Origin of the sequence: Pelagibius sp. Alg239-R121 (assembly GCF_947331435.1) — a bacterium.
In the GTDB taxonomy this organism is placed as follows: Bacteria; Pseudomonadota; Alphaproteobacteria; order Kiloniellales; family Kiloniellaceae; genus Denitrobaculum.
Genome location: NZ_CAMZOF010000021.1, coordinates 16,043 through 28,618 on the forward strand (window position 1 = coordinate 16,043; position 12,576 = coordinate 28,618).

11 protein-coding genes are annotated in these 12,576 nt (G+C 55.8%); 1 reads left to right on the forward strand and 10 read right to left on the reverse strand.

Going from position 1 to position 12,576, the window contains the following annotated elements:
• Positions 1-296: 296 nt before the first annotated feature.
• The 10 genes from QMZ18_RS35985 to murQ are packed head-to-tail and all read right to left on the reverse strand — an operon-like array spanning position 297 to position 11,050.
• Positions 297-1,181 carry an N-acetylglucosamine kinase gene (locus QMZ18_RS35985; RefSeq protein ID WP_282611276.1) on the reverse strand — a complete coding sequence of 295 codons (885 nt, stop codon included), beginning with the start codon at positions 1,179-1,181 and terminating at the stop codon, positions 297-299.
• Positions 1,178-2,434 (reverse strand): UDP-N-acetylglucosamine 1-carboxyvinyltransferase, encoded by a 1,257-nt coding sequence (gene murA / locus QMZ18_RS35990; RefSeq protein WP_282611277.1) that lies wholly within the window; start codon positions 2,432-2,434, stop codon positions 1,178-1,180. Before murA ends, QMZ18_RS35985 begins: the two co-directional genes overlap by 4 nt.
• 4 nt (positions 2,435-2,438) lie before the next feature.
• Positions 2,439-3,998 (reverse strand): anhydro-N-acetylmuramic acid kinase, encoded by a 1,560-nt coding sequence (locus QMZ18_RS36000; RefSeq protein ID WP_322097673.1) that lies wholly within the window; start codon positions 3,996-3,998, stop codon positions 2,439-2,441.
• Positions 3,999-4,000: 2 nt separating this feature from the next.
• A complete protein-coding gene (locus tag QMZ18_RS36995; RefSeq protein ID WP_322097674.1) occupies positions 4,001-4,396 on the reverse strand; it encodes a serine hydrolase in 396 nt (131 codons plus the stop codon).
• A complete protein-coding gene (locus QMZ18_RS37000) occupies positions 4,393-4,953 on the reverse strand; it encodes a serine hydrolase domain-containing protein (protein WP_322097676.1) in 561 nt (186 codons plus the stop codon). The genes QMZ18_RS36995 and QMZ18_RS37000 overlap by 4 nt, the downstream gene beginning before the upstream one ends.
• Positions 4,954-5,007: 54 nt before the next feature.
• Entirely contained in the window at positions 5,008-6,732 is a 1,725-nt protein-coding gene (locus tag QMZ18_RS36010) for an ABC transporter ATP-binding protein (protein WP_282611278.1), read from the reverse strand.
• The gene (locus QMZ18_RS36015; protein ID WP_282611279.1) at positions 6,729-7,571 is read right to left on the reverse strand and encodes an ABC transporter permease; all 843 of its coding nucleotides are present in this window, start codon (positions 7,569-7,571) and stop codon (positions 6,729-6,731) included. The genes QMZ18_RS36010 and QMZ18_RS36015 overlap by 4 nt, the downstream gene beginning before the upstream one ends.
• A complete protein-coding gene (locus QMZ18_RS36020) occupies positions 7,568-8,527 on the reverse strand; it encodes an ABC transporter permease (RefSeq protein WP_282611280.1) in 960 nt (319 codons plus the stop codon). Before QMZ18_RS36020 ends, QMZ18_RS36015 begins: the two co-directional genes overlap by 4 nt.
• Positions 8,528-8,547: 20 nt before the next feature.
• Positions 8,548-10,068 (reverse strand): ABC transporter substrate-binding protein, encoded by a 1,521-nt coding sequence (locus QMZ18_RS36025; protein WP_282611281.1) that lies wholly within the window; start codon positions 10,066-10,068, stop codon positions 8,548-8,550.
• Between the two features lie 34 nt (positions 10,069-10,102).
• Positions 10,103-11,050, reverse strand: a complete 948-nt coding sequence (gene murQ / locus QMZ18_RS36030; protein WP_282611282.1) for an N-acetylmuramic acid 6-phosphate etherase — start codon at positions 11,048-11,050, stop codon at positions 10,103-10,105.
• Positions 11,051-11,329: 279 nt separating this feature from the next.
• Here murQ and QMZ18_RS36035 point away from each other — a divergent pair, with 279 nt between their 5' ends.
• Entirely contained in the window at positions 11,330-12,178 is an 849-nt protein-coding gene (locus QMZ18_RS36035; protein WP_282611283.1) for a MurR/RpiR family transcriptional regulator, read from the forward strand.
• Positions 12,179-12,576: the final 398 nt, after the last annotated feature.

Sequence of the window (12,576 nt, forward strand, 5' to 3'; positions counted from 1 at the left end):
ATTAGTTTCGATCTGATCTGACACTGCTCCGTTGGAGGAGCGAGGGTTACTGGTTTTGATGGTGGTGCCAAGCAAGACACTGCGACAGCTTAGAGCCGAGGCCATGAGCATTTAGCAAACCATGTCAACTGCGGCTTGATCCACATTCCTTAACAGCTCGTCGTCGCGTCAGCTCCTCAATGTGACAACTCCCTTCGAAATCTCGCAGAAACAACTTGGCAATGTCGAGTGTTCCCGTCCCGTCAGATTTCGCGCGTCGACGCCGTTGGTTCCTCCGCTTCGTGTCAAGTCTTTCACTACTTTTTCAGCTTCTGGGCAGAGCGTCGTGCCAAAAGAATTGCGCCAGAGACTGCATCTCCATCAGCCGGTTTCAGACGTCTGCGCACATCGAGAGCAAGCCACGGCTCCAGCGGGCTCGCCAATCCACCGAGCAACGAGACCCTAGGAGCACCTTGAGCGAGTAGAGCGCGCACCAGTGTGTCGATCTCGCCGGCGGCTGCCTGAACGGTTTGCCGTGCTGCCGGGTCCCCCTGTTCGGCATGTCGCAAGACCGCGGAAGCGAAGGCAGCGTAGTCCGTGGCGCTCGCCTGGTCCATCCATTTGACGACCTCCATGGGGTCGTCGCTAAATTTTTTCATCACTTCTGCCAGTAGAGCTGTTTTCTCCTCACGGCCATCATGGGCGCGCAAAGCGGCGCGTACGGTGTTTAACCCGAGAAAGGCACCACTTCCCTCATCGGATATCGGAAAACCATAGCCACCAACGCGGAGCTCCTGAATACCAACGATACCTATGCCGACTGATCCGGTTCCAGCGATTACAATTGCGCCGTCTTGACCTGAATGCGCTCCGAGACAGGCTCCCATTCCGTCATTGACGAAAACAACCTCTGCAAAATCATGCGGGCAGTTCGACAGGGCATCCAGCGCTCCTTTCCGTCCAAGACCTGCCAGTGCCATACCCGCCCAGATGTGTTTAAGGTCCTGCTGCTCAAGACCCGCCTCATCCAAGGCTCCGGAGCTCGCCGTCATGATCGCGGCCCATGCTTTTTCTATCCCTAGCCGCGTCGCCGCCGGTCCGGCCAGTCCCTGCCCGAGAACCTGTCCAGCCGCGTCTTCAATCCGCGCTCGGCAGCCAGTTCCACCGCCATCAACACCAAGGAAAAAAGGGTCCTTGTTCATGCCGACAACCGCTCAATGTCGGCACCGCAACGCCGGAGCTTGTCATCAAGCCGCTCGTAACCGCGGTCGAGATGGTAAATCCGGTTGACCACCGTTTCGCCCTCGGCCGCAAGTCCTGCCAGAACAAGAGAAACCGAGGCACGCAGATCCGTCGCCATAACGCTCGTTCCGAACAGGGCAGTTTTTCCCCGAACCAATGCACTCGATCCCTGGAGCTTAATCTCGGCGCCCAAACGGCACAGTTCAGGCAGATGCATAAATCGGTTTTCGAACACGGTCTCCCGAATGAGCGAAGCCCCTTCAGCACAGGCGGAAAGGGCCATAAACTGTGCTTGAAGATCTGTGGGAAAGCCTGGGTAGGGCTCCGTTGTTATGTCCGTTCCCGTAAGTGCTCCGCGACGGGCAACCACCATGCCGCGATCGCTCGGCCACACATCCACACCCATGCTCTCCAGAACCTGAACGATCGACGCAAGGTGTTCTAGCCGTGCGTTGAGCAATTCCAGCTCACCGCCGGTAATCGCCGCAGCAACGGCATAGGTGCCCGCTTCTATACGGTCCGGAATGCAATGGTGCTGGGCAGCGCGCCAGCTCGTATCGCCGCCGACAAGAATGCGATGCGTCCCCTCTCCTTCGATAACCGCACCCATGGCCCGCAGGCATGTTGCCAGGTCAGCAATTTCCGGTTCTCGGGCAGCGTTTAGAATTTCTGTCTCACCTTTTGCCGTGGTGCTGGCCATCATGGTCGCCGCGGTTGCACCAACCGAAGGTCCTGGGAGCACGATCCGCGCTCCCCGCAAGCCATTCGGCGCGGAAGCGACAATAACCCCGCGCTCCAGCGCAATCTCGGCACCTAGCGTTTCCAGAGCCCGGATGTGCATGTCCACAGGCCGGGCCCCGATCGCGCAACCGCCCGGTAAAGAGACTTTGACGTGACCGCAACGCGCGAGAAGCGGCGCCAGCACCAGAACCGTCGCACGCAAGCGGCGGACCGTGTCATACGGTGTTTCCTGCTGTGACAGATCTTTTGTCGTGATCACGACGCTGCCGGTACCGCGTTCCACCTGTGCATTGTGGAAGGAAACCAGCGTTAGCATCGTGTCGACGTCGCGCACTGCCGGCAAATTAGTCAATTCGACCGGATATGGGCTCAACAGCGCAGCTGCGATCTGGGGTAGCGCAGCGTTCTTTGCGCCGGAAATATCTACTACCCCACGCAGTTTGTTTCCCCCTCTGATGCGCAGTCTATCCATGGTCTCAGCCCTTGTTTATCATTTCCAGCGACTTTCGAAGGAAGATCCGTGCCTGCCCGGCTGCGAAATTCGGCAATTCGCCGAAGACTTCGTAGCCTGCCTTGCGATAGGCACCCAATCCAGCTTGACTGAATGTGTCGATCCAGGCACCGGTACAACCGCGCTCCAACGCGCGATTTTCGGCCGCCGCAATAAGCCGGTTCGCCATCCCTTGCCTCCGATAGCCCTCCGCAACCCAAAGCCACTGAATGTAGAGATAGTTCCAGATGGTGAAACCGAAAGCTCCAGCGACGAGGCTCCCATCCGGCTCGTGCAGAGTTACTTGCAATTCAGACCGGTTTGGCTCTCCCACAAAGGCTGCATTAAAAGCAGAGAGTTTCCCATGAATCGCCTGGTCATGGTCCACCGGCGCGTCAGTGATCGTTAAGGTGGGGCCTTTGCTTTGGTTTGACCGGGCGATACGCCCCCCACACAGCGGGGCCTTTACTCCGGTTGTTGTCGGAAGAGATATCGGTAAACCGCGTAAGGTTCTTACCGCAAGCAGAGCAAAACATTCTGCCTCGACGGCGTCTGCTCGCCAGCCGTAGTCCTCGGCGGCAACGGCCTCGACCCTTGCGTAGATGTTGAGCATTTTCATCATCGCCGGGTTCCAGCGCCCACCACCGCAGACCACGAGGCGGGTCGGACGGCTTGGCAGGATATCAAGACCTGCACCAACGGCCGCAGCCGAAAAGGCGGTCAATGTGGCTGCACCGTCTTCCAATGACAGCCCCTCCACCCAGTCAAAGCCGAAATCGAAACGGTCCAGCGATTTCGGATAGGGCTGACTGAGATAAGGTATCGTCAGCCGTTTGGCCAGTCGATCCTTATCCACGGTTCCGGCAAACGCAAAGGTACCATCTCGATCCATTTCTCCCGCCCCCATCGACTTGACGAAATCGTTGAGCGGTGCGTTGGCGGGACCGGTATCAAAGGCAGCGATTTCCCCCTTGGCAGAAACCCATGTGACGTTGGCAACACCGCCAAGATTTAGCACGGCAGTGCTTTCCTGATTGCCGGCTGTAGCCATCAGGGCCTTATGGTAGATCGCCGACAAAGGCGCTCCCTGTCCACCAGCAGCAATATCAGCTGAGCGAAAGTCATAGGCGACATCCGTACCGAGAATGCGCGCCATCAAACGACCGTCACCCAGTTGGCGCGTCGCGCCAATACGACCGGGAGTTGGCGCACGATGAAGGACTGTTTGGCCATGGAAACCCACTATGCCGATGTCGGCCATGGTGAGGCCCCCAACTTCAGCAACTCGACGCACCGCAGCGGCTTGAGCACGGGAGATTGCGGTTTCGGCTTCGGAAAATATTTCAGGCTCCGGTCCGTCAAAGGCCCAGGCGCGCGCTTCGGCGAGTGTCTTTTCAAGCAAACGCTTGGTCTCGTCTGGGTAAGGAACCAACTCGTAGGCACCGAATTCAGTGATCGTCTCTCCATCGGTTCTCAGCAAGGCCAAGTCAATATAGCCATCAAGGACGGTGCCGGTCATTAGCCCCACGGCCCAGATTGGTTCCATGTTCAGTCCTTTCCGTAGAGTGCTGCAGCAACCGCCTGGCGCAGCGGGATGATCTTACTCTCTGTGAATCTGCCGAGGTGTACCCGGTTGATCATCAAGGTCCAAGCATGTCCCTCAGCAAAGTCGACCCAGAGCCCAGCGCCAGTAAATCCTGTATGTCCGATTGTTTGGTTCGAACAATGACTGCCCGACCAATCCGGATATGGCAGTTCCCAGCCGTGGCCGCGTGCCGTACCGATATCGGTACGCAGAAGGCGCGTATGGCTGTCACCAGCAGCATCCTGTTCAAGCAGGTATTGCGCAAAGTCGAGAACCGAACTTACGTTGCCAAAGAGCCCTGCATTGCCAGAACCCTGAAGAGCGAAGCAATTCTCGTCATGAACCTCGCCGACCATCATCCGCCCGCGCTAATTGCAGTGTTCGGTCGCCGCCGTGATGTGCTCATTACCGGAAAATGCAAATCCAAACCCAGATCCATGTTGCGTATCCGGCACCCCTCGAGCCGCTCAAGACCAATGCCGATCAAGATGAAGTTGATACAGGAATAAGCCGCCGATCTACGAGGCCATTCATGCTGCAACACGAAGGCACGCAGCCGGTCGGGATCACTGCCATAGGTGTAGATCGGGAAGACAGGTAGTAAACCAGTCTGATAACCAAGGCACTGACGAACCGTAAATTGCTGCTCCCGAGCGGTATCCGGGTGGTAAAGATGTAAGTCCGGTATCAAAGTAACGAGCGGTGCATCATGATCGATGCGGCCATTTCGGGCGTGGCTCAGTATCCGCTCAGTGGCGAAGATGACATTGGAGACTGAAGCGAGATCGAACCAGATATCTTCCGTCATTGGCCGAGGTTCGGGTACGAGTTGAGCGTGCCCGGTGGCACGTGTGATCCGGCTTCCATCTTGTAAGATGAAGCCGAGTACGCCACCTGACATGCTTCCCGAGGTCACCGCGGCCTCAAGCCGAGCGAATGCGATGTCAATGGAGGGTTGTCTGTTCAATGATCATCCCTCTTGCCGATAAAAATGGTCAGAGCTGGCGTCCAGCCATGCCTCTATTTCAGGCTCAAAACCAATAGGACGCACCAGTGACGGTATCGCTCGCGTATCGATACTGTAGTCGGCACGACGTCGTTCTAGCGAAGGGACCGCCTTGATGAGCTGCTTGGTATATCTATGGCGCGGATTTGCGAGCAAGTCACGAGCGTTGCCGATTTCAACTATTCGCCCGGCATAAACCACAGCTATCCGGTGAGCAATGCGTTCGACCACCGCCATGTCATGCGTGACAAAGAGATAAGCCAGGCCGAATTCCTGCTGCAGATTAATGAGCAAATCGAGTACCTTTGCCTGTACAGACACGTCAAGAGCCGAAACCGCTTCATCCAACACGAGCACCGAGGGTTTCAGCAGAAGTGCGCGGGCAATGCAGATCCGCTGCCGTTGACCACCTGAAAACTCATGCGAATAGCGGGCGAGACTGTCGGCAGGCAAGCCCACACGGCTGAGCAGCATTTCCATCCGGGCGACGGCCTCAGCATCAATACGGTGCCCCACAGCGATCAGTGGTTCCGCCATGATACTGTGCACGGTGAGGCGTGGATTCAGGGAGGCGTTTGGGTTCTGAAACACCATTTGTACTGGTTTTTCAGTGCCTCCAACCTGAGTTTGGTCAGCCTGAATCGTGCCGCTGGCCGGAGTAACGAGATCAAGTATGGCGCGCGCAGTAGTCGATTTTCCTGAGCCGGATTCGCCGACAATTCCGAGTGTTTCGCCCGCCTTCAACTCAAATGAGACATCCTCCACAGCATGGATATTACCGGTGTGCCTGCGAAACAGGCCGGAGCGAACCGGAAAACGCACCGTCAGATTCTCAACCTTCAGTGCACGATATGAAGAGGCTGTGTCATTCCGGACGGACTTGCCGTCTGAAAAGTGTGGTACTGCGCCCAGCAGATGTTGGGTGTAGGGGTGTTGCGGTTTGTCCAGGACGGCGTCTAGTGCTCCCTGCTCCACCACTTTACCATTTTGCATGACCAGGATCCGGTCAGCGAAACCCGCAACAAGGCCGATGTCATGGGTGATGAAAATCATCCCGGTCCCGGTCTCGCGCTTCATTTCTGAAAGCAGCCCCAGGATCTGAGCCTGAATCGTTACGTCGAGTGCTGTGGTCGGCTCGTCTGCGATCAGGAGGCGCGGGTTCGAGGCAAGCGCAATTGCGATCATCACGCGCTGAAGCATCCCGCCGGAAAGTTGATGCGGTGCATCGCTCAGACGCCTGGTGGCATCGGGAATTCGCACGCGCTCCAGCGCTTTGCGCGCGGCGTCCTTCGCTGCTGCACCGGTCATGCCTTGCTGGTTACGGAAAATCTCCTCGATCTGCGCGCCGATTGTCATCACCGGATTGAGCGACGTCATCGGCTCTTGAAAGATCATGCCAATCTCGCGGCCTCGGATCTGTTCGAGCTCGCTCTCGGCGGAGGCGGCGAGATCCAGACATGATCCATTAGAGCGGGTGTAGTTGATCGAGCCACTGGTGATCCTGCCGCCACCAAAGTCGATGAGGCGGTTCACAGCCATTGAAGTAACCGATTTGCCGGATCCGGTTTCGCCGACAATGGCAAGGGTTTCACCTGGCGCGAGGTCGAAACTGACCCCGTGAACGACCTCGTTCTCCGCAGGACGCGGGCCGAAACCTACTTTGAGGTCGTGAACAGCAAGAAGGCTCATGCCAACCTCCTACGGGTCTTGGGGTCGAGGATATCGCGCAAGGCATCACCCAGGAGATTGAAGCTGAGCACCGCAAGCATTAGAGCTATCGCGGGCACCCAAAGGAGCCAGGGGGCCATCTCCATGAGGTTTCGGGCATCTGAAAGCATAAGGCCGAGTGAAGCATTGGGCGGCTGTGTGCCGAGACCCAGAAAACTCAACCCCGCTTCAGTGACCAGGGCCCATGCAAGTGCGAGAGTGATCTGAACCGTAAGCGGCGCAACTAGGTTCAATCCAAGATGCCGCGTCATTATATAGCTGCGCGAAGTGCCGAAAGTGCGGGCAGCGTCGACAAAGTCACGGTGGCGCAGCGACAGCGCAGGGCCGCGCATGACACGGGTGAAGATCGGCACATAGACGATGGCAATCGCCAAAACCGATGTCCATGTGCCCGGCCCGAAGATCGTAATGATCAGAAGGGCAAGTAGGATCGCCGGAAATGCCAGTAGTACATCCATGAAGCGCATTACCGCACCATCCCACAGGCCCGAGAACCAAGCCGCTGTCAAGCCAAGAACGCTCCCGAGCAGTGATGCAACACCTACCGAGAAGAACGAGATTATAAAACTCTGCCCGATCCCTTCCATCAGGCGGGAAAGCACATCGCGTCCGAAGAGGTCAGTGCCAAACCAATGTGCGTTTGAGGGTCCCTGAAGCCGGGCGACGCGGTCCTGCATGAGCGGATCGTAGGGCGTTAATCCGGCCTTGCCCAAAACTGCGGCGATCAGGAAGACTATAAAAATAGTCAAGCCGATACGGCCAGAGGGATGGCGGGCAACGTCTTTTAAGAGAGCGGTCATTTGGATTCGAATCGAATGCGCGGATCGAGGGCCGCGTAGGCGAGGTCCACCAACAGGTTCACGATCATGAAATTGAAGGCAATGAAGAGAACCGAGCCCTGAACCAGCGCGTAATCACGCTGCAAAATGGCATTGAGCACAGTACGGCCAAGGCCCGGTAGAGCAAATATCTGTTCAACCAGCACAGCGCCTCCAAGCAGGTAGCCGAATTCGACCCCCGAGAGCGTGATCACAGGGATCAGAGCATTCGGCAGAGCATGGCGCCAGATTACACGGCGACGCGGCATGCCTTTGGAGCGGGCGGTTCGAACGTAGTCCTCTTGAAGGATGTCCAACATGGTCGAGCGTGTCATGCGAATAACCGCTGCAGCGAAAGCCGTCCCAAGCGTGATGGCCGGCAAGATCATCTGAGCGAGATTGGCAAGTGGATCTTCGATGATTGGAACAAAAGTTCCCATTTCAGGAAGGACTCCGAAGCCGACGGAGAGCAAGTAGACCAGCAGCAGTCCGACAACAAAGCTGGGGGTCGACTGACCAAACATTGCGACGAAGCGCACGATGAGATCCGATGGACGGTCTTTGTTCGCAGCGGCATAAATACCGGCTGGTATTCCGATCGTCAGTGCGATCAGCATCGACAGGACAGCCAGTTCAAGCGTCAGCGGGAAGTGCTCCCAGATGATCGTGATGACCGGCTTGCCGTATGTTGTTGAAATACCAAGATTACCCTGCAACACACCCACCAACCATCGCCAGAATTGTACGAACCAGTTCTGATCGAGGCCGAAATATGCGCTTAGAGCTTCACGTTGCGCGGATGTCAGTAGACCGGACTCGGTGCCAAGCATCGCGGTGATTGCATCGCCCGGCACCAGCCGTATGGCAATAAAGACGAAGATCGCCACACCCAGCATCACCAGCGGGAATACCAAAAGGCGTTTTATCGGGTAGGACATGACAATCTCCGTCTGCAGGTTTACTTGTTAAGACTCGCTTTAGCGAGGCCGAACAACGAACCGGTCGGTGTCGGAACGAAACCGTCGACGTAGTCTTGCGCACCTACATACGAATATCCGGTGTAGAGCCAGACCCATGGCGAAACCTCCGCCAAATGCTTCTCGAAGGATTGGAAGATCTCTTTCCGCTTGGCCGGGTCCGTTTCTTCCCGTCCGAGTGTCATCAAGTTATCGAGGTCGCCATCAATATAATTGGCAACATGCTGCAGATTGCCATCCTTGGTCCAGTACCGGTTGTACATGGTATAAGGATCTGGCCTCCCTCCGTTCAGCGCTACGGCCATGTCGAAATTACCTTTCAGCCAATGGTCAACGTAGACGTTCAGTTCCTTCATCTCAATTGCGAGATTGATACCGATTTCAGATAGCTGCGACTGAAGAACCTGGGCTTCGGAGGCAGCGGTTGGCGGCTCTCCGGTTGCGGCCATGATGGTCATGTCGAAGCCATCGGCATAGCCAGCTTCGGCCATAAGTTTCTTGGCCTTGTCTAGATCCTGCTGATAGCAGAAGAGCTGATCGAGCGGTGTCGCGTACGCGGCCATAGTCAGCGGGCCAGTCACCGCGCCTTCACCTAAGAGTGCAGTGTCGAGGACATCCTGACGGTCAACGGCGCAAGAGATTGCCTGACGGACTTTGAGCTCGGTCAGCGGACCGCGCGAGGGATTCAACTGTAGCACGTGAAAGGACAAGACCGGCGCCTTAGCCAGTTTGAGTCCGGAAGCCTGAGGGATCAGCGTCGCCACGAAGGGATCGTTGATCAGGGCGAAGTCCACCTGCTTTGAACGCAAGGCGGCGAGGATCGCGGTCTCGTCCGGCAGAACCGAAATATCGAGCCCCTCAATGGCCACGTCGCCGCCGTGCCAGTTTTCATTGGCGATCAATTTGGCGTTCGAATTCGGTGTCCAGCTTTCATATTTGAACGGACCTGAGCCGATAACCTCGGTACCGATGGTTCCGGCATCAATTGCGGCGGCGGACACGATAGCGGCGTTGATCGACGCGAGCGCGGTCAGGAAAGGCACGTTCGGGCCATCAAGGTTGAAGACGACCGTCACGTCATCCGGTGTGTCGATCGAAGTGATCGCAGTGAAATTCGCACGAGTCGCCGCACCGGTTTCCTCATCGAGGATGCGTTCGAAGCTGACCTTCACGTCTGCTGATGTGACAGCCGATCCGTCATGAAACTTGGCGTCTTCGTCAAGTTTCATCGCCAATACGGTGGCCTCCTCGTTGAACTCCCAGGAATTCGCGAGTGCCGGAACGATCTCGGCATCCTTATCAAGGCGCACCAGCGGTTCATACATCAGTTCAAGGAAGCGGATTGACGAGAACGCCGTCTGTTTGTGCGGGTCGAGGCCAGTGGCATCCTGTGACCAAGCGACCTTGAGGCTTTCGGCCATTGCCGCACCACCTAGCGCGGTGGTGCTCAGAGCAACGGCCAGGCCCATCGCCCTGAGTGATTTGGTAATCATTTTTGACATAGTGTGTTCTCCCTGTGTGGAAGGGTTAGGCAGTCTAATCCGTCAGTCCTGCGCGGACTGTTCCCAGCGTCTTGTCGATTGCTTTCCTTAATACGCCGCCATTTTCCGCAAGGGCTTTGGCGGCAACGTCCCGGCTGACCCCCGTGAGTTTCATGCAGATTGCCAGTTTGACATCATTGTCCGCCCCAGAAAGAAGGACAGCAGCCTCATCCGGCTCAACCCCTGTTATCTCCGACAATATGCCGACGGCGCGGGTAAGAAGCTTGGAGTTTGATATCGACAGATCGACCATCAAATTCTGGTAGGTCTTGCCAATTCGAATCATCGCCGCCGTGGTTAGCATGTTCAACACCATCTTCTGTGCGGTACCGGACTTGAGTCTGGTCGAACCCGTGACAACTTCGGGACCAACCACAGGCACGATTGAAATCTCGGCATGGTGCGACATAACAGAATTCGGATTGCAGATAAGCGCAACGGTGCGTGCTCCCACTTCGGAGGCAAAGTCGAGAGCGCCGATAACATAGGGAGTTCGGCCTGAAACAGCGATGCCAACGACCACATCCTTGTTGGTCAACGCGGCAGCCTTCAAATCAGCCGCCCCTTGAACGTCACTGTCTTCAGACCCTTCTATGGCATCGCGTAACGCCCGATCGCCACCAGCGATGATTCCAATGACCATGGACGGCGGCACTGAGAAGGTCGGAGGACATTCAGAGGCATCCAGAACACCTAAACGACCTGACGTCCCGGCTCCTATGTAAATCAGCCGTCCACCGGTACGGAATGCTTCAGCGATTAGTTCCACTGCCTTCGCGATGGCGGGCAGTTCGGCCTCGACGGCCGCAGCAACAAGTTTGTCTTCCGCACTGAACCGGCCAATCAGCTCAGGAATCGGTAGCAAGTCGATATCCGTCGTGCGGGGGTTCCGTGCCTCGGAAACAAGATTGCGGAGAGAACGAACGGACAGCGGATCAGACATTGGAACCCCTCAGTACTATCTGCATGACTTTCGACTTATTTATTCCAAAAGTCAACGATTTATTCGATTTTTTATTCCATTTTTGAGGAAATCTGCTACATTGCACCGAAGGGATTTCAATTTTTTATATTATTATTCAAATACTTAAATCTATCTTCTCAAAACGTGCACCTGCTCTGAGGCGGAATTAGGCGCTTTGCTATTCACCGCAACAGAAATATCTATTCCAATTGATCGGTGCATGCGGAATGATGAATCGAGACCCAGCAAGGATGCATCATGTCGATTCTCACAATTTTAAAGGGACAATTGGACAGCCTCACGGCCGCGGAACGTGAAATTGCAAAGTTTGTTCTCGCCTCCCCTGAGGAGATGATTCATTTATCGTCCGCTGAATTGGCGGAGCAAACCGGGCGCAGCCAGTCTAGTGTCGTCAAGTTTTGCCAGAAGCTTGGCTTTCGTGGTTATCAGGATTTCAAGGTAGCGGTGACAAAGGCCGCATCCCAAACGTGGCAGGTGCCTGCCGGTGTAATCCATGGGACGATTGGCAGCAGTGACTCGTTCGCGACCATTCTCCAAAAACTACTCGGATCGAAAATCCACGCCATGCAGCAAACGCTTTTCGTCAACAACGAGAAAACGTTGCGATCCGCCCTTGCTGCAATCCGCGCCGCCCGGCGGATTCAGCTTGTTGGTGTCGGCGCGTCCTCGCTCGTGGCCCAGGACTTCGCTTATAAACTCCAGAAAATCGGATACATGGTGTTGTTTGACGCCGACAGCCACATCCAGATTGCCAACGCCACAACGCTTGAGAATGGCGATTTGTGCATCGCGCTCTCCTTTTCTGGTGATACATTTGAAAGTCGTCATATCGTCGAGACAGCATTTCAAAAGAACGCCACCGTCATTTCAGTGACTGGCGTTCAACCTAACCGGCTTGCCGATCTGGCAGAAATCCAGCTCTATATTGTTGCTGACGAACACCAGGCTCGCAGTTCCGCTATCTTTACCCGTGACGCACAGCTCGCCCTTGTTGATCTCCTTTTTATCCTACTCATTCAATCCGACAACCGAGCCAACGCTCTTATCCACGCGGCAGAAGATGCCGTCTCCACACTGAAGACATAGGAATGCCGGATCTGTCGCAAACTTCAGGTGAGGTTGAGGGCACCTAATCAATCGGACACAGTTATCCAGCGAGTGCCGCAAAGCACGCTCAGCAGACATTCTGTAATCATGGATTATCCAAATTTCATCTGCTGTGAGAGGTCGGCACCTTTGAGTCACGCGAGTGCAATCGAAGCAGTGCACAGAGTTCACGAATATTCTGTATGGATATGATCGCTCCAAATCATTCTGAGCCTCAAGGCAATCCACCAATAAAATGAACAACGTCGGGACTATGCGAAGAGCTGTCGTTGCGAGCCCTTGGTGCAGTTTTTCTGCGTCGTGACAAAGGTCAGCTTTCTCGCTGTCAGATCGGCAGCTTCAGTGTCGCTTTTTCCGTTGAAACAACGATTGACGTT